20 protein-coding genes are annotated in these 22773 nt (G+C 66.8%); 9 read left to right on the top strand and 11 right to left on the bottom strand.

Annotated elements, in window-relative coordinates; all coding sequences use genetic code 11:
• The first annotated feature begins 18 nt into the window (after positions 1-18).
• Together ABIE24_RS15530 and ABIE24_RS15535 are read left to right on the top strand one after the other, a co-directional pair.
• Positions 19-1218: a glycoside hydrolase family 3 N-terminal domain-containing protein gene (locus tag ABIE24_RS15530; RefSeq protein ID WP_354501269.1), complete on the top strand. Its 1200-nt coding sequence runs from the start codon at positions 19-21 to the stop codon at positions 1216-1218.
• A gap of 113 nt (positions 1219-1331) precedes the next feature.
• Positions 1332-1892 carry a YceI family protein gene (locus ABIE24_RS15535; protein WP_354501271.1) on the top strand — a complete coding sequence of 187 codons (561 nt, stop codon included), beginning with the start codon at positions 1332-1334 and terminating at the stop codon, positions 1890-1892.
• A gap of 42 nt (positions 1893-1934) precedes the next feature.
• On the opposite strand, the gene ABIE24_RS15540 is transcribed toward ABIE24_RS15535, so the two are convergent.
• Both ABIE24_RS15540 and ABIE24_RS15545 read right to left on the bottom strand, forming a co-directional pair.
• Positions 1935-2990 (bottom strand): FUSC family protein, encoded by a 1056-nt coding sequence (locus tag ABIE24_RS15540; protein ID WP_354501272.1) that lies wholly within the window; start codon positions 2988-2990, stop codon positions 1935-1937.
• 10 nt (positions 2991-3000) lie between these two features.
• Positions 3001-4131, bottom strand: a complete 1131-nt coding sequence (locus ABIE24_RS15545; RefSeq protein ID WP_354501274.1) for a winged helix DNA-binding domain-containing protein — start codon at positions 4129-4131, stop codon at positions 3001-3003.
• Positions 4132-4307: 176 nt separating this feature from the next.
• Between ABIE24_RS15545 and ABIE24_RS15550 the strand changes: the two genes are divergently transcribed.
• Positions 4308-4985, top strand: a complete 678-nt coding sequence (locus ABIE24_RS15550) for a cation efflux transmembrane domain-containing protein (RefSeq protein ID WP_502916290.1) — start codon at positions 4308-4310, stop codon at positions 4983-4985.
• A gap of 24 nt (positions 4986-5009) precedes the next feature.
• On the opposite strand, the gene ABIE24_RS15555 is transcribed toward ABIE24_RS15550, so the two are convergent.
• The gene (locus tag ABIE24_RS15555) at positions 5010-5873 is read right to left on the bottom strand and encodes an SDR family oxidoreductase (RefSeq protein ID WP_354501278.1); all 864 of its coding nucleotides are present in this window, start codon (positions 5871-5873) and stop codon (positions 5010-5012) included.
• A gap of 136 nt (positions 5874-6009) precedes the next feature.
• Here ABIE24_RS15555 and ABIE24_RS15560 point away from each other — a divergent pair, with 136 nt between their 5' ends.
• On the top strand, positions 6010-6714 hold the full coding sequence (locus ABIE24_RS15560; protein ID WP_354501280.1) for an SOS response-associated peptidase: 705 nt from the start codon (positions 6010-6012) through the stop codon (positions 6712-6714).
• On the opposite strand, the gene ABIE24_RS15565 is transcribed toward ABIE24_RS15560, so the two are convergent.
• Genes ABIE24_RS15565 through ABIE24_RS15580 form a run of 4 tightly spaced genes read right to left on the bottom strand, consistent with a single transcriptional unit; the run spans position 6711 to position 9830 of the window.
• On the bottom strand, positions 6711-7757 hold the full coding sequence (locus ABIE24_RS15565; RefSeq protein ID WP_354501282.1) for an App1 family protein phosphatidate phosphatase: 1047 nt from the start codon (positions 7755-7757) through the stop codon (positions 6711-6713). The genes ABIE24_RS15560 and ABIE24_RS15565 overlap by 4 nt on opposite strands.
• 38 nt (positions 7758-7795) lie before the next feature.
• Positions 7796-8470 (bottom strand): DedA family protein, encoded by a 675-nt coding sequence (locus ABIE24_RS15570; protein WP_354501284.1) that lies wholly within the window; start codon positions 8468-8470, stop codon positions 7796-7798.
• 19 nt (positions 8471-8489) lie between these two features.
• On the bottom strand, positions 8490-9425 hold the full coding sequence (locus tag ABIE24_RS15575; protein WP_354501347.1) for a M56 family metallopeptidase: 936 nt from the start codon (positions 9423-9425) through the stop codon (positions 8490-8492).
• 24 nt (positions 9426-9449) lie between these two features.
• Complete coding sequence (locus ABIE24_RS15580; protein WP_354501286.1) at positions 9450-9830, bottom strand: BlaI/MecI/CopY family transcriptional regulator; 381 nt, start codon at positions 9828-9830, stop codon at positions 9450-9452.
• A gap of 130 nt (positions 9831-9960) precedes the next feature.
• On the opposite strand from ABIE24_RS15580, the gene ABIE24_RS15585 reads away from it, so the two are divergent.
• The 4 genes from ABIE24_RS15585 to cydC are packed head-to-tail and all read left to right on the top strand — an operon-like array spanning position 9961 to position 15794.
• The gene (locus ABIE24_RS15585; RefSeq protein WP_354501288.1) at positions 9961-11373 is read left to right on the top strand and encodes a cytochrome ubiquinol oxidase subunit I; all 1413 of its coding nucleotides are present in this window, start codon (positions 9961-9963) and stop codon (positions 11371-11373) included.
• 9 nt (positions 11374-11382) lie between these two features.
• Positions 11383-12420, top strand: coding sequence for a cytochrome d ubiquinol oxidase subunit II (gene cydB, locus ABIE24_RS15590; protein WP_354501290.1), 1038 nt, complete (start codon positions 11383-11385; stop codon positions 12418-12420).
• Between the two features lie 9 nt (positions 12421-12429).
• On the top strand, positions 12430-14076 hold the full coding sequence (gene cydD, locus ABIE24_RS15595) for a thiol reductant ABC exporter subunit CydD (protein ID WP_354501291.1): 1647 nt from the start codon (positions 12430-12432) through the stop codon (positions 14074-14076).
• Positions 14073-15794: a thiol reductant ABC exporter subunit CydC gene (gene cydC / locus ABIE24_RS15600; protein WP_354501293.1), complete on the top strand. Its 1722-nt coding sequence runs from the start codon at positions 14073-14075 to the stop codon at positions 15792-15794. The genes cydD and cydC overlap by 4 nt, the downstream gene beginning before the upstream one ends.
• 18 nt (positions 15795-15812) lie before the next feature.
• On the opposite strand, the gene ABIE24_RS15605 is transcribed toward cydC, so the two are convergent.
• From ABIE24_RS15605 to ABIE24_RS15620, 4 genes are read right to left on the bottom strand one after another with little or no spacing between them, the layout of a single operon-like run.
• Complete coding sequence (locus tag ABIE24_RS15605) at positions 15813-16265, bottom strand: nitroreductase/quinone reductase family protein (protein ID WP_354501295.1); 453 nt, start codon at positions 16263-16265, stop codon at positions 15813-15815.
• 40 nt (positions 16266-16305) lie between these two features.
• Positions 16306-18405 carry an iron ABC transporter permease gene (locus ABIE24_RS15610; RefSeq protein WP_354501297.1) on the bottom strand — a complete coding sequence of 700 codons (2100 nt, stop codon included), beginning with the start codon at positions 18403-18405 and terminating at the stop codon, positions 16306-16308.
• Positions 18386-19354, bottom strand: coding sequence for an iron-siderophore ABC transporter substrate-binding protein (locus ABIE24_RS15615; RefSeq protein ID WP_354501298.1), 969 nt, complete (start codon positions 19352-19354; stop codon positions 18386-18388). The genes ABIE24_RS15610 and ABIE24_RS15615 overlap by 20 nt, the downstream gene beginning before the upstream one ends.
• A 55-nt stretch (positions 19355-19409) precedes the next feature.
• The gene (locus tag ABIE24_RS15620; protein ID WP_354501300.1) at positions 19410-20282 is read right to left on the bottom strand and encodes an ABC transporter ATP-binding protein; all 873 of its coding nucleotides are present in this window, start codon (positions 20280-20282) and stop codon (positions 19410-19412) included.
• Between the two features lie 130 nt (positions 20283-20412).
• Between ABIE24_RS15620 and ABIE24_RS15625 the strand changes: the two genes are divergently transcribed.
• The gene (locus tag ABIE24_RS15625) at positions 20413-22653 is read left to right on the top strand and encodes an HNH endonuclease signature motif containing protein (protein WP_354501302.1); all 2241 of its coding nucleotides are present in this window, start codon (positions 20413-20415) and stop codon (positions 22651-22653) included.
• Positions 22654-22773: the final 120 nt, after the last annotated feature.

Raw genomic sequence — 22773 nt, forward strand, 5'->3', positions numbered from 1 at the left:
GAGACGTAGGCTGGAAGGATGATCCGGCACCCGAACCGGCGTCGAGGCCGCGTGGCCGCCGTCGTTCTTGTTCTCCTCACCCTGGCCGGCTGTACCCTCGCCCCGAGCACGCCGACACCGCCTGCGCCGACCCCGACGGCAACCCCGAAGGAAACCACCGTGCCGACAGCGAGCCCCGCAGAAATCGCCGCCCAGGAGCGGCTAGCGCTGATGACCCGAACACAAAAAGTGGCCAGCCTGCTGATGCTCCACCTGCCCGGGACGGATGCCACGGCGCTGCGCTCGTTCGTCGCCACCCACGAAGTGGGCGGGTTGATCTTCATGGGAGACAACATCGGCGGCAGCGCCGAGGAAACGGCGGCGCTGGCGGAGGCCGCGAGCAGCGACACGCGCTTCCCGCTGCTGATCGGAATCGACCAGGAGGGCGGCGACGTCCGGCGGATCCGCTCCGACGACGGCCTCTCCGCACTCACGCTCAAGGACCTGCCGGCGGCAGAGACCCAGCAAGCGTTCACGGTACGGTCCGAACTACTGGTGCGGTCGGGGATGTCGGTCAATTTCGGGATCATCGCTGATGTGACCGACAACCCGCGGTCGTTCATCTACCGCCGCGCGCTCGGCACCACCCCCGCGGCTGCAGGCGAACGCGTCGCCGCCGCAGTGGCAGGGGAGCGGGGCTCTGTCCTCTCGACGATCAAACACTTCCCGGGCCACGGCGCTGCCTCCGGGGACTCGCACACGAGCGTTCCCAGCACCGACATGTCCCTCGAGCAGTGGAGAGCTGAGGATGCCGTTCCGTTCGTTCAGGGCATCGCTGCCGGCGCCCCGGTCGTCATGATCGGCCACCTCAACTACACCGCCGTCGATCCCGTCCCGGCATCCCTCTCACCGGTGTGGCACTCGATCCTCCGGGACGAACTCGGATTTGACGGGATCATCATCACCGATGACATGCTGATGCTGAGGAACACCGGCCTCCCCGAGTTCCAGAACCCGTCCGAGAATGCGATTCGCGCTCTGGCCGCCGGGTCGACGATGCTGCTCTTCGTCCTCGGTTCTTCGCCAGCCGTCGACGGTGTGGACCCCACGGCGTTGATCGCCGACATCGAAGCCGCCGTCGACACAGGGCGCATCACCGAGCAGCAGATCGATGATGCCGCGCTGCGACTGCTGACCGCCAGATTTCACCTCGGCATCGACCGGGACCCGCTACGCTGACCGCGCCGCGAAGAAGTTTGTTCTCGCGGGAATAGCGCTCGAATAACATGCGTTTGCATGGTCATGGCGCGAAAGCGCCGAGACCCCCTCGTACCGCCCCAGAAGGAGCACCAATGACTTTGACCGCCACCTCGATTCCCGGCTACAAGGCTGGAACCTGGACCATCGACCCGACCCACAGCGCCGTCGGCTTCAGCATCCGCCACATCATGATCAGCAAGGTCAAGGGCACGTTCGAGAACTTCTCCGCGACCTTCGTGACCGGTGAGAACCCGCTCGACTCGAGCGTCACGGCATCCGCTGAGGTCGCCTCGATCAACACGAACGAGGCGAACCGCGACGGACACCTCCGCACGGGGGATTTCTTCGACGCTGCGACGTACCCGACGATCGATTTCGTGTCGACGGGCGTTCGCCAGGAAGGCGACGAATTCAAGGTCGACGGCAACCTCACCGTCAAGGGAATCACCAAGCCGTTCACCTTCGACTTCGAGTTCGGCGGCTTCGGTCAGGACCCGTACGGCAACTACAAGGGCGGCGCCACCGCAACGACCGTTATCAACCGCGAAGACTTCGGGCTGAACTACAACGCCGCACTCGAGACCGGCGGTGTCCTCCTCGGTGACAAGGTCACGATCACGCTCGAGCTTCAGGCCGTGCACGCGGGCGAGTAACCTCGACCCACCACCAGACGCTCACGAGATCGTCGGAGACAGTCAGTCTCCGACGATCTCGTCGTGTATCCGGCGAAGGTCCTCCATCAGCGAGCCGATGAGCAGCCAGTGCTCCGGGTGAGGGGTGACGATCGTCAGGGGAGCCGTGAGAACGGGAATCTCCTCCGTCCTGTGCGGTTCATCGGCCGCTTCTGCGCCGGTACGCCGGGCGAGGAGCCGCAGGTCGTGCGCCGCCCGCTTGAGTTCCACCGCGATCGACTGGATCGACGGTTCCACGTGCAGCGAATCGTCGTACCTGTCGTGCAATGCGCGGGTCATCCCGATAGCCCTCGTCACGATGGGGGAAAGCCGTTTCAGCAGATCACTGGTCTCGGTCAGCCTCGTGCGATGGGCGCTCTGGCGCGGATTCAGCGTGAGCGACTCCTCGCCCTGGCGAACGGATGCGTCGGCCGCGTCCTTCATCGGCCGCAACAGTCGAACTTCGATCATGAGTCCGTCGAGCTGCTGCCGCGACTGCCTGCTGGTCAACGCTGCCGCTAGGCGATCGAGGCTTGCGGCGATTTCCGTGGCGAGGAGTGAGACGTCCCGCTCGGCGGGGGCGAGCATCACCGGCGGAACAATGAGCAGGTTGACGATGATCCCCAGCGCAGCGCCGATGAGGGTCTCGATGATCCGGTCGAGGGCGTACCCGGGGGTGGTCGCGCCGAGAACGAGCACGAGCATCGCGCTGATCGGTACCTGGTTCGCGGCGGCTGGCGTGAGCTGGAACGCCCAGGCGACGAAGACCGCGACAACCACGGTCAACAGGATGACCCAGGTTTGATTGCTGAAGACAAGCCCGATGAGGGACGCGATCACGACACCGGCGATCACGCCGATGCTGCGTTCGATGGCCTTTCCGAACGACTGGTTGACGCTGGGCTGAACGACGATAATCGCCGCGATCGCCGCGAAGACCGGCAGTTCGGTCGGAAGCACGAGGACGGCGACGAACCAGGCCGCGACCGCGGCGACCGATGTCTTCACCGCCTGCAGCACTGGTCCCCGTGTCGGCGCGCGCAGTCGCGACGGCAGTCGCAGCTCTCGCAGGCCTCTCACGTTCCCCACGCTACAGCCTGGCGGGGTCCTCTCCGACGGGCGAGAAGATCAGATCTATGGGCTTCTCCTTGAACCGGCCGTAGCGTCGCGCCGCTCCGGCCATCGCCGAACGGGTACCGCTGCCGAGTTCGGCGAACGGCAGGGCCGTCAGGCGGATCGAGGCCGGTTTCTCGACTCTCGTCCACGTGCCGACGATTCGCCCGCCGGCCACGATCGTCGACTTGAACACGCCATTGTTGCCAGGGACGATGAGCGGGGCGTGGGCGGCTGCCAGCGCTGCCGACCGATCGGTGTAACCCAGGAGGTTCTCATCGAAGCCGGGAAGCGCGTGAACGGATCGCGCACCGGGAAGAGGCCGTTCCAGCGAGAGCACATCGGGCGATCCGTGCCATGTCGTTGTTCCGATCGTCATGGAACCCAGTCGGTCTGCCGTCTGGCTGATCGCCGCCCGGACTTCGGTGAGAGTGAGGTTCGCCCACCAGGCGAAATCGGCCGCCGTGGCTGGACCGTGACTGGTGAAGTAGCGAACCGCGAGTTCCACGAGAGCTTCGTCGCGTTCGCGTGGCGCGCGGGCAGGAGGTGCCCAGTCGTCGAGAAGGACGAACGCCTGCTCCTTGCCGACAAACGGCCCCAAACACACGAGCCCCGCCTGCGCGAGCGCGGCGATGAGATAGATGCCCCGCTGTCCAGAGATCGGCTGCCCTGCCGCTTCGAACACGGCCAGGAGCGCTTTGCGAACGAGCGGACCGTTCGACAGTGCCGCCACGCCGGCGTCTGTCGCCGCCGTCACATCCGCGGGTGTGATGCCCAGTTCGCGATGGCGGGTGGCGAATGAGGCGGCAAGCCTGTGCCGGGAGAGGGGCAGGATCAGCCGAAGATCGTCGGGTGTGGTCACGTGCAGGGTTCCCCGCATCGGCCAGCTGCGCACCAGTTCGCCCCGGTCGAACGCCGTCCGCACATCGGATTCCGTGGCATTCGGCGTGCGTAGCCCGATCGACCAGAGAACGCCGGGAAGGTCCTGCCCCTGCATCGCCGTCAGATGTGTCACGGTCTGCAGAGGATCGGCACCGGGCGGCTGGTGGATTCGCTGCGCAACGAGACGTGACCGTGCGATGTCGATCGCGTGCCATTCAGCTGCCATGCATCCAGTCTGGCCGGTCGTACGGTGCAGGCGAAGTCCCCTGAATCGACCCGGGTTCAGGAGCGCACCATTTTCTGACTTCAGATGTTTCTGTACTCTGTGCGCATGACCGCCGCCTCGCTCACTTCCTCCCATCCGGCGCTCGCGCCGCCGGGTCAGCCCGACCGCTGCGACGGATGCGCCTGCCCGTGACGGCCTCGACGCTGGCCGGCTCCCGCCGACGACTGCTAGTCCGTCGCATCCGTTTCATCGTCGCTGGGACGATCCTCTACAACCTGGTCGAGGGGATCGTCGCGATTGCTGCCGGTTCCGCAGCGTCGTCGGCCGCCCTGGTCGGGTTCGGGCTCGACTCGACGATCGAGGTCGTTTCGGCGGCCGCCGTCGCGTGGCAGTTCACCCGGCGCGATCCCGAGCGGTGGGAGACGCCGACCTTGCGGGTGATCGGGATCGCATTCTTCGCCCTCGCGGCGTACGTCACGATCAGTTCTGTTTTCGCGCTGGCAGGCCAGGTCGAGGTCGAGCACAGTACGGTCGGCATCGTCCTCACCGCGGTCAGTGTGGCCGTGATGCCGTTTCTGTCGTACGCCGAGCGACGGGCGGGACGGGAGCTGGGTTCGGAGACGGCCGTCGCTGACTCGAAGCAAACCCTTCTCTGCGCGTACCTGTCAGCGGCAGTCCTTGCCGGTCTCCTGCTCAACAGCCTCCTCGGCTGGTGGTGGGCCGACCCGATCGCCGGCCTGATCATCGCCGCGTTCGCGATCCGTGAGGGCATCGAGGCCTGGAAGGGTGACGCCTGCGCCACGTCAGTCGGAATGATTCTCGATGAGGATGTCGGTGATGAGCAGGGCCACTGATCAGCTCGCGGTGGCCTGTGCGTGTCAGGTCGGGAGTCCGACGAGGCCGGCGCTGACCCGCCACAGTCGGGCCGCCGCTTCGGTGTCGTACGAGGCCTTGTTTGCTTTCTTGGCTTTGCGATTGGCGAAGTACCGGCCGGTCACTCCGTCGACGTCCGGGGACGACGCCAGATAGATCGACGTGGACGCGCCCTGGTCCGGGCTCTTCATGAACGGTTGCCCCAGTCTGTTCATGAATGCGAACCACCGCGACCGATCTTCGGCGCCGAAATTCGTTCGCGTGACGCCGGGATGCAACACGGTCGCGGTCACTCCGGTGCCTTCGAGGCGACGCGCCAGCTCGTACGTGAACATGACGTTGGCAAGCTTCGACTGGTTGTAGGCGCGCTGACCCGAGTATTTACGTTCGCCCTGCAGGTCGTCGAAGTTGAGGCGACCCAGCGACTGTGCGCCGGATGAAACGGTGACGACCCGCGCGGGGGCGCTTGCCTTGAGCCGGTCGAGGAGCAGGTTGGTCAGCAGGAACGATGCGAGGTGGTTGATTGCGAAGGTGCGTTCGAGGTTGTCCACCGTGGTGTGCCTCTTTCCCCAGTACCCACCGACGTTGTTCACGAGCACGTCGAGGTGTGGGTATGCGTCGAGCACCTGCGCCGCGAGGCGGCGGACGTCCGCCTGCGATGACATGTCGGCGGCGAAGACGTCGACCGAGGTGCCCGCTTGTGCCCGAATGTCGCGCGCTGCAGCCTCGGCGCGGGCAGCGTCCCGCCCGACGATCCCCACGCGCGCTCCTCTGCGGGCGAGTTCCATGGCAGTGGCTTTACCGATCCCGCCGGTGCCTCCGGTGACGAGAACGTTCTTGCCGGCCATCCCGGCTGCGTGCTCAGCCATGTGATGCCTCCTGTCGATCTCGATGCGGCTCAGCGGACGGAACAGGTCCATTCACGAGCGAATCTAGAGCCCCGTGTCGATGGTTTCGTCGCCCGTCGAGGGTGACGGTGTCGTTGGTCTGGGGCAGGATGAGAGCATGTGCGGACGATTTGCGATGGACAAGGAAACCGACGACCTCATTCGTGAGTTCATGGCCGAGACCGGCGGAGAGGCATCCGAGTGGACGCCGTCCTGGAACGTCGCTCCGACCGACCAGGTGCCGGTCATCCGTGAGCATCACGGCAAGCGGCTCCTCGAGTCCGTGCGCTGGGGCATCGTGTCGCCGAGCTCACCGACCTTCGGCGGCGGCAAGCCGGTGATCAACGCGCGGATCGAAACGGTGGCGACGAACGGGCTCTTCAAGAGCGCCTTCGCGTCGTCACGCTGCATCGTCAGCGCCGCAGGGTATTACGAATGGCAACTCACCGAGAACGGCAAGCAGCCCTACTTCATCCACCACCCCGGGACCGACGTCGCCATGGCCGGTATCGTGCGCGCCTGGCCTGACCGGTCGAAGGCGTCCGATGACCCAGACCGGTGGCGTCTGTCGATGGCGATCATCACCCGCGACGCCCATGTTGCGCCCGGTGAGGTGCACGACCGGATGCCCGCCTGCCTCACCCCGGACACGTACGACGACTGGCTCAGAGGAGACCTGTCGTCTGAAGACGCCCTGGCGCTGCTCGATTCAAGCTCGTTCGAGGTGGCCCACGACTTTCACTACTACCCCGTCTCGAAAGCCGTGAACAGTGTGAAAAACAACGGGCCGGAGCTCGTCGCCCCGATCGAGCTCGACGGCTAGACCAGGCCGAGTTCTTCCAGCTGCTCGAGGATGCCGGCGCCGTCCGGTGCGTAAATCCACGGGGCCGTCTTCTTGCCTTGTTCCTCGCCCTTTGACCGACCACCGGCGAGCACAGCTTCACCGGGAGACAGCTGGCGGATGGCGACGGCAGCGACGTTGTCGGGATGTTCCTCGGCAAAAGAGCCGTAGATTTCCGGATCGTGCTGTCCGTCGTCGCCGACGAGCAGCCAGCGCACGTCGGGGAATTCGGCCGCCAGACGACGCAGGTTGTCTGCCTTGTGCTGACGCCCGCTCCGGAAGAGCCGGTCGTGGGTCGGACCCCAGTCGGTGAGGAGAAGCGCGCCCGAGGGGTAGAGGTGCCGGCGGAGAAAGCGCGAGAGCGTCGGGGCGACATTCCACGCGCCCGTCGACAGGTAGATGATCGGCGTGCCCTCCTGCCGCCGTACGAGGCGCTCGAGCATCACCGCCATGCCGGGCACCGGGGTACGGGCATGCTCGTCGAGGACGAACGTGTTCCAGGCGGCGAGGAGAGGTCGGGGGAGTGCCGTGACCATGACCGTGTCGTCGATGTCGGAGATGACGCCGACGCGCACGGAGGGATCGGCGATGAAGACGTTCGCCACCACCGGACGGGAATCCTCGCTGCGGAGGGTGATCTGCTGCCAGCCCGGTTCAAGCGACGCGGTGATTTCGGCGTCGATGACTCCGCCCCGGTCTGCCTGGACCTCGAACGACTGGCCGCCGGCGACGATGGTGACAGACGCGGAGACGACCGGGATGCTCGTGAAGCTGCGCCACCCGCGAACCCGCTGTGAGGGAGCGACCGCCGGCGTAGCATCCGGTTTGGTGAGGAGAACCCGGGCGAGGACGCGGATCAGGGTGGTGGATCCGTAGCCGGTGAACGGAATCACCGTGGCGACGAGGCCGCGCTTGCGGCCACGTCGAGCCCGCCAGTCGAGCCACGCATCATCGATGCGCGCTGCTCGATGAAGGGTGAGGGCTGTTTTCGACGCACCTGGGCCGGGCTGCTGACGAGTTCGCATCCTCACAGTCTGGCATGCCGGTATTCCCGTGGAGTGATCTACTCGTCGTCAATCTTGTGGGCGTCGCCCTCGCTCACGTGTTTCATGTGCCGTTCCTGTGAGCGGTGCAGCACTCTCTTGACCACGAAGATCAGGAGAAGGGACCCCGCGATGATGCCCACGAAGAGGTAGCCGGCGTAGTGGAGCTGATCGGCCAGTTCGCGGTAGGTGCCGGCCGCTGCGGAGCCGACCGAGACGTACGTGATCGCCCAAATCACGCAGGCGGGCACGGTCCAGCTGATGAATCTGCGGTAACTCATCGTGCTCATGCCCACCGTCAGAGGGATCAGCGAGTGGAGTACCGGGAGGAACCGGGAGATGAAGACCGCGATTCCGCCGCGCCGGTCGAGGTAATTCTCGGCCTGCTGCCAATGCCGCGGTCCGATCCGACGGCCGACCCTCGAATCGCGGATCCGCGGGCCGAAGTATCGCCCGAGAGCGAAACCGATGCTCTCGCCGATCAACGCGCCGATGATCACGACGACGATCAGCGAGACGAACTGTGCCGGATTCTCAACGCCTGTGCTTGCCACGATGACGACGGTGTCGCCCGGAACGACCAGACCGACCAGAACGGATGTCTCGAGCATGATGGCGAGACCTGCCAGAGCGGTGCGGAGGATCGGGTCGACGCTCTGAACGAGGTCAAGGACCCAGCTCAGAAACTCGTTCATTCGACTGAGCCTAGGGGAATCAGATGATGACGAGAAGGAGGGTAGGGACGAGCAGCAGCGCGAACGAGACGACAAGCACCACGATCCGTGCGGCGACGGAAAGTGGAGGGCGCGGCGAGAGAAGCCGTTGCACCCGGCTGCCGACGAAGGCATCGGTGTCTCCTGTGTGGAGGTGCTCGAGCGTCGAACCGTCCGGTCGATCGGCGCCTTCGGACGCGACCAGCACGATCGCCGTCGCGAGAGTGTTGTCGTCGACGACACGGCGGGCCTGATCGTCAGCGAGCATCTCCACGAGCAGGCCCACGGCAGTCTCGGCCCGGTTTGCGATCGGGAACCATGGCAGGGCGCTGTGCCAGGACTTGAAAGCGACGAGGACGAGGTGGTGCTGCTGGCGGAGGTGGGCCCGTTCGTGAGCGATGACGGCCTGCAACTGGTCGGAGTCGAGCAGCGAGACGAGACCCTCAGACAGCACCGTGACCGACCGGGTCACGCCGGGGAGGCAATACGCGACGGGTGCCGGATGGTCGAGTACCCGGGTGTCGGGGCGGTCGGGCATGGGCGCGCTCAACAGGTTGATCAGGGAGAGGTGCCGGCTTCGCTGCCGTTCGGTCCGGGCGAAAGTCAGGACAAGGTTCAGGAGCAGGTGGCCGGCGAAGAGCACGGCGATACAGAGAGCGAAGATGTGGCCGAGGTTGGCCGACTCTGGCAGGGTTCCTTCGAAAAGGTGGCGGACGAGTTCCGCTAGAGCAGTCAAGAGGTTCGGTCCGAAGGGGATGAGTCCGTAGGTCACGAACGCGCCGATCATCGAGAGTCCGCCGGCAAGCGCGATGGCCTGCCAGAGGACGAGGGCTGTCCCGGGTGCGCGGCTCGGCCACTGCGCGTGGGCGAGGAGGAGCGGCACGGGCCACGCAAGCAGAACGGCGAGGCACAGGAGCACCACTGAGGTGAAGAACATCACGCTCGGAGTTTACTGTCGGCTCTACCGGGCATTCCGTGATGAGGCGCCGAGGAGTTCGCGGAGGGTCTCGGCTTCGGCGGGGGAGACCGCTCCGATGAATCGTGCGAGGGCAGCCTCGCGGTCGGGCGCCGTGCCGAGCACCTCGTGCATGAGCCCGGCGGTGTGCTCCGCCCGGGTTGTCACCGAGCGGTACAGGTGCGGGCGCATCGACCTGTCGCGCGAGACGAATTTCTTGGCCTCGAGGCGGGAGAGGACAGTGAGAACGGTGGTGACGGCGACGTCCCTCGCCCCGTCGCTGACGCTCGCGTGCAGACGGTCACGGAGATCGTTGGCGCTCAGTGCGGTCTCGGTATTCCACAGCACGTCCATGACCGCGCGTTCGAGTTCTCCCAGTGTTACCATGCCTCAACGATACCTCGTCATCGAACAAGTTTCTACGCTAAGTAGAACTAGTTCTACGAGTTGTAGAACTTCTCCCATACACTGGGGGAGAAGATTTCTACGCGGTGTAGAAATGCGCCGTGGAGGTGAAGTGAACGAGTTACTGGATCCGCTGCTGCTGTCACGGTGGCAGTTCGGCCTGACAACGATCTACCACTTCCTGTTCGTCCCGCTCACGATCGGGATGGCATTGACCATCGCCATCTTCCAGACGGCGTGGTACCGCACCGGCAAAGCCCACTACCTGCAGCTGACGCACTTCTTCGGCAAGATCTTCCTGATCAACTTCGCCATGGGTGTCGTCACGGGCATCGTCCAGGAGTTCCAGTTCGGCATGAACTGGTCCGATTACTCGCGCTTCGTTGGCGATGTGTTCGGAGCACCGCTCGCCTTCGAAGGCCTGCTGGCCTTCTTCCTCGAGGCGACTTTCATCGGATTGTGGATCTTCGGCTGGGACAAGCTGCCGGCCAGGCTGCACCTCGCGACCATCTGGATCGTCGCCGTCGCAAGCACCCTTTCGGCCTATTTCATCATCGCGGCGAACGCCTTCATGCAAAATCCTGTCGCGTTTCGGATCAACGAGGAGAAAGGGCGCGCCGAGCTCACCAGCATCTGGGAGCTCCTCACCAACCCGGTCGCCCTTGCTGCGTTCCCGCACACGATCTTCGCCTGCTTCATGGTGTCGGCCGGACTCATCATCACCGTCGCAGCGTGGCACCTCTCGCGGAACCAGCACCTCGAGACCATGCGCCCGGCGTTGACGTTCGGCCTGTGGGCAATGGTGATCTCCGGTGCCCTCACCACCCTTGCCGGCGACCAGCTCAGCCTCGCGATGGTCGCGTCACAGCCGATGAAGATGGCCGCCGCCGAGGCGATGTACGAAACGTCGACAGGCGCCGCGGCGTCGTTCTCGATCTTCACCCTCGGAACCCCGGACGGCGTGCACGAACTCTTCTCGATCCGTATCCCGTACCTCTTGTCGTTCCTCTCCACCCATACCTTCGATGGCACCGTTGAGGGAATCAACAACCTGCAGGCGCAGTACGTCACCCTGTACGGCCCTGGCGATTACACGCCTATCATCTGGGTCACCTACTGGTCGTTCCGCTGGATGATCGGCCTGGGCATCCTGCACATTTTCGTCGCGATGGTCGGGCTGTGGCTCACCCGCAAGGGTCGGATGCCGACGAACAAGTGGGTCTGGAAGGCCGCGATCTGGTCGTTCCCGCTCTCGCTCGGAGCGATGATCGTCGGGTGGGTGTTCACCGAGATGGGCCGACAGCCCTGGCTGGTGTTCGGGCTCCTGAAAACCGAACACGGAGTCTCGCCCGGGGTGACCGGCCTCGAGGTCCTCATCTCCCTCACCCTCTTCACTCTCGTTTACGGTTCACTCGCCGTCGTCGAATTCGGGCTGATCAAGAAGGCTGCCAAGAAGGGCCCTGCCCTTCCAGCCGAACCGGACGCGGAGACCGGCAAACCCCTCGTCCACACGACGGTCTACTAGGAGGACATCATGGATCTTGGAGTTCTCTGGTTCGGTATCATCGCCTTCTTCTTCGTCGGGTACTTCGTCCTCGACGGTTTCGACTTCGGCGTCGGCATGAGCATGCCCTTCGTGTCGAAGGACGACACCGACCGGCGCGTGGTCATCAACGCCATCGGGCCGATCTGGGACCTCAACGAAACCTGGCTGATCGTCGCGGGTGCGTCCTTGTTCGCCGCGTTCCCGGAGTGGTACGCGACCCTGTTCAGCGGCTTCTACCTCCCGTTGTTGATCATTCTTCTCGCGCTCATCCTGCGCGGGGTGTCATTCGAGTACCGCCACCAGCGACCGGAATTGTCCTGGAAGCGCAGATTTGACCGAATGATCGTGTGGGGGTCAGCGGTTCCCGCCTTCCTCTGGGGAGTCGCCTTCGCGAATATCGTGCGGGGCGTGGCGCTCGACGCCAACCACGACTACACCGGCACCGTGTTCGACCTGCTCAATCCGTACGCGCTGCTCGGCGGACTCACCACACTCCTGCTGTTCTTCACCCACGGAGCCTTCTTCCTCGCCCTGAAGACCGAGGGCCAGATCCGGGTCCGGTCGCGAGCGCTCGCCACCCGCGCCGGCGTGCTGACGATCGGCGTCGCTGCGGCGTTCCTCGTCTGGACGGTCGTCGACTTCGGCTCGCTTCCGGCTCTGCTTCTCGCGATTGCGGCGGCCGTCACTCTCATCGCGGCGGTCCTCGCGAACATCCGGGGAAGGGAGGGATTCGCGTTCGGCCTGATGGCCGCTACCATCGCCTTCGCGGTGCTCGCACTCTTCGCCGCACTGTTCCCGAACGTCATGCCCGCCAGTAACGACCCGGCGAACAGCCTCACCATCGCCAATGCATCGTCGAGCCCGTACACGCTGCAGGTGATGAGCTGGACAGCACTGATCGCCCTGCCCCTGATCCTCGCCTACCAGGGCTGGACCTACTGGGTGTTCCGCAAACGGGTGACCCGCGCTCACATCGACGGCAGCTCCGAGCCTGGCGTGGATTCGACTGTCGACGCCGCGCATTAGCCTGTGACTGTGCGTCCTCTCGATCCCCGGCTTCTTCGCTACGCGGTGAGCGCGAGGTGGTTCCTCGTCAGCGGGGCGGCCATCGGGGTCGCCACCACAGCGTGCATTCTCGCGTTCGCGTGGCTTCTCACCGGGTGCATTACCGGTGCAATCGACGGCCGTCCGCTCGGTGAGCTTCTGCCGCAAGTCGGGATACTGGTTGTCGTTGCCCTGGTGCGCGCGGTACTCGTCTACGCCCAGGAGCTGGTGGCCGCACGAGGAGCCGCCAGGGTCAAGAGCGAACTGCGTCTCGGGGTCCTCGACGCCGTCCGGCGTCTCGGGCCGGCCTGGCTGGCGGAACAGAATAGCTCCCGGGTCGCGACGCTGCTCGGGCGGGGAATGGATGCGCTCGACGACTACTTCTCGAAGTACCTGCCGCAGCTGATCCTCACCGTGATCGTGACGCCGGTCATCGTGCTGGTCATCCTGCTGAATGACCCGATCTCCGCGGCCTTCATCCTCGTGACGCTGCCGCTGATCCCGATTTTCATGATCCTCATCGGCCTGGCCACCCAGTCAGTGCAACGACGCCAGTGGACCATCCTCGGCGACCTCTCCTCAGGCTTCGTCGACACGCTCGGCGGCCTTGCGACCCTCAAGATCTTCGGACGGGAACGGCGCCAGGTCGACCGGATGCGGTCGATCACGCGGGACTACCGGACCCAGACGATGCGCGTCCTCCGGGTGTCGTTCCTCTCGAGCTTCGCCCTCGAACTCGCCGCGAGTCTCTCGGTCGCGCTCGTCGCCGTGTCGATCGGCCTGCGGCTCGTGGACGGATCGATGGGGCTCTCGGTCGGGCTCTTCGTTCTGCTCCTCGCCCCTGAAGCCTTCCTCCCGCTGCGCCAGGTCGGCACGAACTTCCACGCGGCGGCCGAGGGTGTCGCTGCCGCCGAGGACGCCTTCGAGGTCCTCGATCTCGCGAAGGAGCGCCCGGCGGATGCCGCGGCGCTGGCCGCCCAGGCGGACGCAGCATCCGGCACCCTCACCCTGACGGCTGTCTCCGTCGACTACGGCAACGGGCCGGTGCTCGCCCCCGTTTCGGGGGAATTCCCCATCGGCACCGTGACGGTCATCGTCGGGGCGAGCGGCGCGGGCAAGTCGAGCCTTCTCGGCGCCATCCTCGGATTCGCGCCGCACACGGGGACCATCGCGCTCGACGGTACGACCATCCTGTCGTCGGCACACGAACGCCCGTGGCTGGCCTGGACCGGCCAGCGGCCTTCGCTCGTCGTCGGCTCCGTCGCGGACAACGTCGCGCTGGGTGCCGAGATGGATCCCGAGCGGGTGCGGTCTGCGCTGGATCTGGCAGCTGCGCCCGAGATCTCGCCCGAGCTGGCGGTCGGCGTGGCAGGGGCCGGTCTTTCCGGCGGGCAGGCGCAGCGAGTGGGCATCGCCAGGGCCATTTACCGAAGCCTCGACCGCGGCTGCTCGGTCGTCCTGCTCGACGAGCCGAGCTCGGCGCTGGACACCCGGACCGAGTCGGCGCTTCTCGACGGGCTCCGCGTACTCGCTGACAGCGGAATCGCTGTTGTCGTCGTCAGCCACCGGCGGGCCGTGATCGAGCGGGCGGATGCCGTTCTCACCGTTGAACCACGCGTCCTGGCGGGTGCACCATGAGGGCCCACGTGCGGCCCGGTGGCGTGAATGCGCGCGAGGTCCGTTCCATCCTCTCCACCGCGCAACCGCGCACCGCGGGATGGGTCTGGGGCGTTGTCTTCGGCGTTCTCGCCGCGCTCTCGACGGTCGCGCTCCTCGCCACGAGCGCCTTCCTGATCACCCGGGCGGCCGAACAGCCCCCAATTCTCTACCTGTCGATGGCCGTCGTCGGCGTTCGGGCGTTCGCGCTCGGACGGGCCTTCTTCCGCTATCTGGAACGCCTCGCCAGCCACGACGCGGCGTTCCGTCAGCTCGAAACGGTCCGTGTCGACCTGTTGAAGCGGTTGATCCCGCTCGCGCCGGACGGCCTCGGTCGCACCCGCCGCGGTTCACTCCTGTCGTCGCTCGTCTCGGATGTCGACGAATTGCAGAACCTGCCGTTGCGCGTCGTCCAGCCGCTGCTCACATCGGTCGGCGTCGCAGCAATCGCCGTCTGGGTGGTCGCGCTCCTATCGCCGACCGCTGCCGTTGGCCTCGCGGTAGCCCTCGTGGCCGCTTTTGGTATCGGGATTGTCGTCGCCGGCAGCGTTGCGGCATCCGCTGAGCGCACCCTCGCACCGAAGCGCGCGGCACTGCTCGACGCGTTGCTCGACTACCTCGGGAGCATCGATGTTCTCATCGCCTACGGCGCCGAGGAGGCCGGACGCGAGAAGGTGACCGCCGCGGATCGGAATCTCACCCGGGCGCTCACCGCCCGGTCACTGGGTGCGGGAATCGCTGCCGCGGCTCTGTCCCTGTTCTCAGGACTGGCCGTCGCGTGGTCGCTTGTCGCCGGCATCCCCGCGCTCTCGGAGACAGGGAGCGGAGGCCTCAGCGGTCCCGGACTCGCGGTGATCGTTCTCGTGCCCCTCGCGGTTTTCGAGGTGGTCGCATCCGTTCCGCTCGCGGTCAGCGCGTGGCGCCAGGTGCGGTCAAGCGCCCAGCGCATCGCCCGGGTCGCACCGAACGAGGCGCCGACCGAGATCGCGTGCCGTGGTGGTTCCAGCGAGCGGATGCCGGACCCGGCGGCGCCTGCCATCGACCTCAGTGCTGTGGCCGCCCGCTGGCCCGGCGCGACAGTGCCGGCGCTGAGCGTTCCGTCCTTCTCGGTGCGGCGCGGCGAGCGGGTGCTCATCGAGGGCGCCAGCGGGGCTGGGAAGACCACGCTCGCCCACGTGCTCGTTCGCTTTCTCGAGTACTCGGGAAGCTATCGCCTGTTCGGGCAGGATGTTCGGGAACTCCCCGTCGAGACCGTCCGCGGCGTCGTCGGACTGTGCGAGCAGATTCCCTACCTTTTCGATGAGAGCGTTCGCCAGAACCTCCTGTTCGCGAGGGAAACAGCCACGGACGCGGATCTCCTCGATGTGCTCGACAGGGTCGGCCTGGGCCGCTGGGTCGCGGACCGGGGCGGCCTCGATGCGCGGGTGGGGGAGCGCGGATCGCTCGTCTCCGGAGGCCAGGCCCAGCGGATCGCGCTGGCCCGGGCCCTGCTTCGCGACTTCCCCGTGATCGTCTTCGACGAACCGACCGCGAACGTCGAAGCCGATCTTGCTGAAGCGTTGCTGGAGGATCTCCTCCGGGCCAGCTCCGACCACACGGTCGTGCTCATCTCGCACGGGGACATCCCCGCGGGCCTCGTCGACCGTCGCGTTTCGGTGATTGACGGCATTCTCGTGGAGGCCGGCTCGCTCCCAGCGTGATCGCGGTGGCCATCCTGGTCAGGCTCCGGTGGTCTGTTCCTCGCAGATGATCACCGGGATGTTGCGGCCGGTCCGGCGGCGGTACCGTTCGTAGCCGGGGTACGCACGCACGATCTCGGGCCACAGGTCCGCTTTCTCCTCGTCGGATGCCGTGCGTGCGGTGAATTTCCGTGTCACGTCGTCGACGGTGAGCTCAACGTCGGGGTGCGCACGAAGGTTGGCGTACCACTCGGGATTGCGGTCGTCTCCGCCTTTCGAGGCGACGAGGACGTACCGGCCGTTCCGGTGGATCGGGGCGGTGAGCATCGTCGAACGCCGACGGCCTGACGAGCGACCGGTCGTATGCAGTTCGACCACGAGCATGCGACCTGCACGCCGGCCGAGGCGGCCGCCCGAGACGGCGAGGAGAGCCCGATGCACGGCGTTCATCGCGCGCATTCCGGCATCCGTCAGTCTCGTCCCGATCGTCATGCTCGCAGTGTACGAGCCCAGTCTGGACGACGACCTTCGGTCAGCTCGATCGGCGAGACCGCCAGAGCAGCCAGACGAAGTAGGGTGCGCCCACGAGCGCGGTCAGCAGGCCGGCCGGAAGCTGAGCCGGCGCGATGACGGTACGCCCGAGCGTGTCGGCGACGCAGACGAGCAGAGCCCCGAGGAGCGCAGCGGTAGGCAGAACGAGGTGATGGCGTCCACCGACCAGCGCGCGCGCAGCGTGCGGGGCGACGAGGCCGACGAAACCGATCACGCCGACGGCAGCGACCGCCGCAGCGGCGAGAACGACGCCGACTGAAAGCAGGAGCAGGCGAGTCCTGCCGAGCCGGATACCCAGAAGTCGTGGGGTGTCATCGTCGTGCGCGAGGATGTCGAGTTCCCGGTGGACGGCTCCGAGCACAGGGATCGCGACGACCAGCGCGACGGCGAGCGGCACGAGCTGCGGGAGCGTCCGGCCATAGGTCGAGCCGGAGAGCCAGGTCAGCGCTTTGGCGCCGTTGTAGGGGTCTGTTGAGATGATGAGCATGCTGACGAGAGCAGCGGCGGCCGCTGACACGCCGATTCCGATCAGGATCAGCCGCTGGCTGTTGAGACCACCGGATGCCGCAAGCCCGAAGACAAGCGCAGAGGCGAGTGCCGCGCCGGTCAGTCCTCCGACGGTGACGAGCCAGAAACTCGCGACCGGCGCGAGGGTGATGACGACGACGGCGCCGAGTCCGGCGCCTCCCGTGACGCCGAGGATGCCCGGTTCGGCCAGGGGGTTCCGGGCGACGGCCTGGACGATCGTGCCCGACAGCGCCAGCGCTGCTCCGGCGAGCACGGCTGCCAGCACGCGAGGAAGGCGGGTGTCCATCACGAAGCTGACGAGGGGGCCGGACTGGCCGGTGACCCAGTTGAGGAGGTCGCCCCCGAGGAGTTTGGTGTCGCCGAACATCAGCGACAGTGCCGACAGTGTGACGAGCGCGACCGCGAGGGCGACGAGAATCATCCGCCGCGTGTGTGTCGACGTCGGGCGGCCCTGGGTCCCACCTGGGGGCTGGTCGACCGCGCCGCTGATCCGGCGGGCCAGGATCACGAGAAAGACGGCTCCGAACAGGGTGGTGACCACACCGGTCGGCACGTCGACGCCGGCCTGGCCGCCGAACAGCATCCGCAGCAGGACATCCGCACCGAGCACGACGATCACACCCATCAGCGCTGACGCGGGGAGCAGCATCCGGTGCCGCTGCAAGCCTGGAGCGCGGGTCGCGAGCAGGCGGACGAGTGCGGGTGCCGCAAGGCCGACGAAGCCGATGGGGCCTGCGATGGTGACGGATGCCGCGGAGAGGAGGACGGCGAGGAGTATCGCCGCCAGTTGCGTGCCGCGAACGCGCAAACCCAGAACGGATGCCGCATCCTCACCGAGCAGAAGAAGGTCGAGTTTGGGGGCGAGGAGAAGCAGGGCAACCACGACGGCCGCGACGACCGGTCCGAAACGGGACACCCCGTCCAGGCCCGTCTGGGCCAGGGACCCGGCGCTCCACGCATACATTCCGGTTGTCTCCTCGGTGAAGAGGAGGATCAGCACGGTGGTGAGGGCGGTGAGGGCGAGGGCGATCGCGGAACCGGCGAGAACCAGCCGGACGGTTCCGCTGCCGCCCCCTGCTGACAGGCCGAGCACGAGCGCGGCCGCCGCGAGGCCACCCACGAAGGCGACGAGCCCCTGCGCGAGCAGGGGAAAGGTGACACCGAAGGCCGCCGCGACGACGATCGCCAGGTATGCGCCGGCGTTCACAGCGAGGGTGTCGGGGGAGGCCAGCACGTTCCGGGCGACGGTCTGCATCACGGCGCCGGCCACACCGAGCGCGACGCCGACGAGAAGGCCGGCGAGCAGCCGGGGCATCCGTGAGGACACGAGCACCGCACCGGACTGTTCGTCACCGGACCCGGTGAGGAATGCGATGAGGTCGGAGCCATCTACTCCGGCCGTGCCCTGGGTCAGGTGCACGGCGGAAAGGACCGCCGCGAGAACGAGCCCAGTGACGAAGAGGACGCCGAGTCGGAGTCGCCGGACTCCCGCTCCGTCCGGCGCCGTGGAACGCCGGACGGATGCAGGAGGGCTACTCAGTGACGGCTGCAACGACCGCGTCGATGTAGTCGTTCATGGACGAGGGGCCGCCGAACATCCAGATGCCGTCGGCCAGGCGATGCACGTTGCCGTTCTGCACAAAGGGCAGCGAGGTCCAGACCGCGTTGTCGGCGAGCTCTTCGGCGTAAGCGTCGACCCCGCCGCCGGCGATGTAGAAGAAGTGCACGTCGCCGAGCGAGGTCAGGCCTTCGACGTCGGTCGAGCCAAGGCCGTAGTCCTTGTCTCCCTCACCGGTCCACGCGTTGACGAGGCCAAGTTCTTCGGTCACCGCTGCGAGGAGGGCGCCTTTCGCAAATGGACGGACCGAGACCTGGCCGCCAGTCGCCCAGGAGTCGGACATGACGAACTCGCTCCCGCTGACGCCGGCATCGGCAAGAGCCGTGGCTCCCTCTTCGACCTTGGCGTCGAACGCTGCGAGGAGCTCCTCAGCCTTGTCCTCCGTGCCTGTGGCGACCGCGATGTTGGTCAGGTTCTTTTCCATCTGGCCGATCGGGTTCGAGGCATCCGCCCCGCGCACAACGAGCACGGGAGCGAACTCCTCGATCTGGGCGATCGCGCTCTCGGAAAGATCCGAGGTCGTGACGACGAGATCCGGCGCCAGCCCCGCGATGGAATCGATGCTGGGTTCGCCGCGCATGCCGACATCCGTCACGGATTCGTCGAGGTTCTCCGCCTTCACCCAGGTGCCGTAGCCCTCGACATCGGCGACGCCGACCGGCATGACTCCGAGGGCGACGAGATTCTCGGCCGTGTTCCACTCGAGAGCGACAACGTCGGTCGCCGGTGAGCTGAGGGAGATCTTCTCGCCGCGGTCATCGGTGATTGTGATTCCGTCTGTGGTCTCTTCCGAGCTGGCCGGGGCTTCGGTCGTTCCGCAGCCGGAGAGGAGCAAGGCTGTGGCAGCCGCGGCAGCGACGAGTGCGATTGGGCGCGAGGTCATGGGTTTCCTTCGTGAGTGTTGGCGCGTTGCAGCGGGCGGGACGACGACCGGGCGGTCAGGCGGGAATGGGGGCGCGGAGGGTCGTCGGTGAGACGGCTGGCAGCGGTGCTGGCTCGTGCCGGCTTCGGGCATTGGTGCGGATTCGCCCGGTTCGGGCGTCGACGTGGACGTCAACGCGGATGCCGTAGACGGAACTGAGAAGCTCGGTGTCGAACACCTCGAGAGGCGTGCCCGCGGCGCGCACACGGCCTGCCTCGAGCAGAACGACGGTGTCCGCGATCGCCGCCGCCTGATCCAGGTCGTGAAGCACGACGCCGATCGTGACGCCGTGAACGGCCGCCAGATCCTGGATGAGGTCGAGCAATTCCACCTGGTAGCGGAGATCGAGGTACGTGGTCGGTTCGTCCAGAAGCAGGACATCGGTGTCCTGGGCGAGGCATCCGGCAAGCCAGACACGCTGGAGTTGGCCGCCGGAGAGCCGGTCGACCGGTCGGTCAGCGAGCGTGTCGATCCCGGTCAGCGTCATCGCCCGGTCCACGATCGCTGTACCCTTCTCATCGGCGCGAGCCCAGCGACCGCGGTGCGGGTGGCGGCCGAATTCGACGACCTCACGCACACTCAGGCCGGTGGGCGTCGGCCGGCTCTGAGCCAGGAGCGTGACACGGCGGGCGAATTCCCGCTTGCCGATAGCGCTGGCATCCGCGCCTGACTCGGCGGTGACTGCTTGAGCGGATTCCGGATCGCGTGGACCGAGGAACAGACCGCCGGCGTCGATCGGGTGCAGCCGTGCGAATGCCCGGAGCAGGGTGGACTTTCCGCTGCCGTTCGGCCCGACGAGTGCGGTGATCCGCCCGGGCTCGAGGGCAAGGGTCGCACCGTGGACAACGGGGGAGCCGTTGTACGAGAGGGTGAGGTCGAGACCGAGCATGATTGAAACTCTATAGGTAAGCCTTACCTAAGTGAAAATTCGGTTGAGACCCAGATTGCCCTGCTTGAGTTATCCACAGTTGTATCGAACATATCTGCGAATGTCGGTGGGTGTTGGGTAGAATGGGGGCATGGCGAAGATGTCCGAGCAGGTCCGTGAGGTCGCACTGCGTGTGTCCGATCGGTTGGCCGTGTTCGAGGGCAGGGTCGCCGAGGAGCTCCAGGCGGCGCCCGGTTCTCTGGGCGCTTCGTCGGCCGGTATCGCGGAGTTCCGCGGTACCGGTTCTTCGTTAACCGGTGCTGCGGTGTCGGGAACTGCGGTGTCGGGAACTGCGGTGTCCGGATCTGCGGTGTCGGGTTCGGCAGGCGCGGTGCCGTTGACGGTGCTGATCGACCGGGCCGACAACGGTGAGGTGCAGGCGCTGCTGACGGAGGCGGCGCGGGCCCGGTCGGAGTTCGACGCGATCCTCGCCGCCGGTGCCGGTGTGATCGCGAAACGGTCCGAGCGGGCGCTGGGTTATGCCGGGTTGGCGCAGTCCACCGGCGATGGGACCGCGGTCGACATGATGCAGCGGCTGACCGGGTCGACCCGGGGTGAGGCGTTCCGTCAGGTGAAGCTCGGCGGGGCGATGGGTGAGGCGGATGCCGCCACCGCCGCCGCTGCCGGGTACCCCACCGGCCCGGGCACAGGCCCGGCTGGTGCTGCACTGTTCGAGACCGACACCGGAACAGACCCCAGTACAGACCCCGGTGCCGACCCCGGTGCCGAACCCGGTGCAGAACCCGGTGCAGAACCCGGTGCCGAACCCGGTACGGAGCCATCGTTGCCGCCGGTCCGGCCGGTGCTGCCGTGGCATGAACCGTTGACCCGGGCCGTCCGGGACGGGGTTCTGCGGACCGAGGCGGTGACGATCGTGATGCGTGTCCTGGGCGAGCCGAACGACCGGGTCGACGCTGAGACGTTACGGGCCGCGGCGGTGGAGATCGTCACGGACGCGGCCGGGGTGAACGCCGACGAGCTGGGCCGGCGGGCCCGGCAGTTGCGCGACGAGATCGACCCGGCCGGGGTGCAGATCCGCTGGGACCAGCGTTACGAGAACCGGAGTTGGCGGTTCAGCCGCACCCGGGAGGGCGCCCGGACGGCGTGGGTGCAGTTCGATGAGGAGTCCGCCGCCTGGGTCGACGCGATCGTCGGTTCCGCGATGCGCCCGCGCCGCGGCGGGCCCCGGTTCGTCGACCCGGACGAAGCCGCGAGGGCGGAGAAACTGCGCACCGACAGCCGCAGCAACGACCAGATCGTGTTCGACCTGATGATCGACCTGCTCAAAGCCGGTTCCGAAGCCGACAGAACCCTCGCCTTCGGTTCCCGCCAGCCCGGCGTCCGGGTGATCGTCACCAAAGACAACCTGCCCAGCAGTACCGCACCCGCATCGACCGACACCAGAACCACCACCGGAACCACCACCGGAACCACCACGGCGACCGGGAACGGCTACTTCGAGGAGACCGGGGACGCCGTCCCCGGCAGTTTCATCGACCGGCAGATCTGCATCAGCGGCATCACCGTGGTCACCGTCGATCAGGCCGGCACCCCGCTGGACGTCGGCCGGGAACAACGCTGCTTCACCACGAAACAACGCATCGCCCTGGCCATCCGCGACGGCGGCTGCGGATTCCTCGACTGCGACCGACCACCGTCCTACACCGAAGCGCACCACATCGACGAATGGGTCGCCGACGACGGCAAAACCGACCTCGCCGACGGGATCCTGATGTGCCGGCGATGCCACATGCTGATCCACAACAACGGCTGGAAAATCATCCGCGACGGCACCACCTACTTCGCCGTGCCACCGCCGACCGTCGACCCGGACCAGAAACCGATCCCGCTACGCAGCAAATCCCCCCTCGACCGCGCCCGACGCCGCGCCGCCGCCGCCGCGAATGGTGCAGAACCCGGGAACGGGGCAGCTGCCGCGGGCACGGCAAACACCGCTGACTCCGAGGTCACCTCGGATGCGGGAACCGATCAAGGGCCGCCGGGCGGGCCAGCCGAGCTCTCGCCGCCCCAGCCCGGTCAGTTGTCACCAGACGTGCCGATGGCCCGCCCGCTGCCAGCTGAACTGGGCCCAATGCCACCGGAACCCGGTCCGCCGTCGCCGGGCAAGCCGATGTCACCCGAGCCCGGTCCGACGTCACCCGGCCGACCACCATCCGAACCCGCTCAGCCTCCACCCGGCCAGCAGCCACCCGGCCAGCCGTCACCCGGCCAGCCGCCACCCGGCCAGCCGCCACCCGGCCAGCCGCCACCCGGTCAGCCTCCACCCGGTCAGCCTCCACCCGGGCCGCCAGCGGCCGCAGCCTCCGATTAAGGCATGCACTACGCCGCCGGATCGCTCAACCAGCACACCTTCCGGACCAAAACAATCTCCGGTGCCGGTATCTCCGGTGCTGGCCCGGGAACCCGATCCAAGACCGTTTCTCGGATCAGG

Source organism: Mycetocola sp. 2940 (assembly GCF_040548835.1).
Classification (GTDB): Bacteria; Actinomycetota; Actinomycetes; order Actinomycetales; family Microbacteriaceae; genus Mycetocola_A.

What these genes read in the sequence shown, in the direction of transcription:
- ABIE24_RS15615 (WP_354501298.1), bottom strand. Translation starts at nt 19,354, where the DNA reads ATGACCTCGCGCCCAATCGCACTCGTCGCTGCCGCGGCTGCCACAGCC.
- ABIE24_RS15560 (WP_354501280.1), top strand. Translation starts at nt 6,010, where the DNA reads ATGTGCGGACGATTTGCGATGGACAAGGAAACCGACGACCTCATTCGT.
- ABIE24_RS15535 (WP_354501271.1), top strand. Translation starts at nt 1,332, where the DNA reads ATGACTTTGACCGCCACCTCGATTCCCGGCTACAAGGCTGGAACCTGG.
- ABIE24_RS15565 (WP_354501282.1), bottom strand. Translation starts at nt 7,757, where the DNA reads ATGCGAACTCGTCAGCAGCCCGGCCCAGGTGCGTCGAAAACAGCCCTC.
- ABIE24_RS15625 (WP_354501302.1), top strand. Translation starts at nt 20,413, where the DNA reads ATGGCGAAGATGTCCGAGCAGGTCCGTGAGGTCGCACTGCGTGTGTCC.
- ABIE24_RS15620 (WP_354501300.1), bottom strand. Translation starts at nt 20,282, where the DNA reads ATGCTCGGTCTCGACCTCACCCTCTCGTACAACGGCTCCCCCGTTGTC.
- ABIE24_RS15580 (WP_354501286.1), bottom strand. Translation starts at nt 9,830, where the DNA reads ATGGTAACACTGGGAGAACTCGAACGCGCGGTCATGGACGTGCTGTGG.
- cydB (WP_354501290.1), top strand. Translation starts at nt 11,383, where the DNA reads ATGGATCTTGGAGTTCTCTGGTTCGGTATCATCGCCTTCTTCTTCGTC.
- ABIE24_RS15575 (WP_354501347.1), bottom strand. Translation starts at nt 9,425, where the DNA reads ATGTTCTTCACCTCAGTGGTGCTCCTGTGCCTCGCCGTTCTGCTTGCG.
- ABIE24_RS15570 (WP_354501284.1), bottom strand. Translation starts at nt 8,470, where the DNA reads ATGAACGAGTTTCTGAGCTGGGTCCTTGACCTCGTTCAGAGCGTCGAC.
- ABIE24_RS15555 (WP_354501278.1), bottom strand. Translation starts at nt 5,873, where the DNA reads ATGGCTGAGCACGCAGCCGGGATGGCCGGCAAGAACGTTCTCGTCACC.
- ABIE24_RS15545 (WP_354501274.1), bottom strand. Translation starts at nt 4,131, where the DNA reads ATGGCAGCTGAATGGCACGCGATCGACATCGCACGGTCACGTCTCGTT.
- ABIE24_RS15550 (WP_502916290.1), top strand. Translation starts at nt 4,308, where the DNA reads ATGCGCCTGCCCGTGACGGCCTCGACGCTGGCCGGCTCCCGCCGACGA.
- ABIE24_RS15530 (WP_354501269.1), top strand. Translation starts at nt 19, where the DNA reads ATGATCCGGCACCCGAACCGGCGTCGAGGCCGCGTGGCCGCCGTCGTT.
- cydC (WP_354501293.1), top strand. Translation starts at nt 14,073, where the DNA reads ATGAGGGCCCACGTGCGGCCCGGTGGCGTGAATGCGCGCGAGGTCCGT.
- ABIE24_RS15605 (WP_354501295.1), bottom strand. Translation starts at nt 16,265, where the DNA reads ATGACGATCGGGACGAGACTGACGGATGCCGGAATGCGCGCGATGAAC.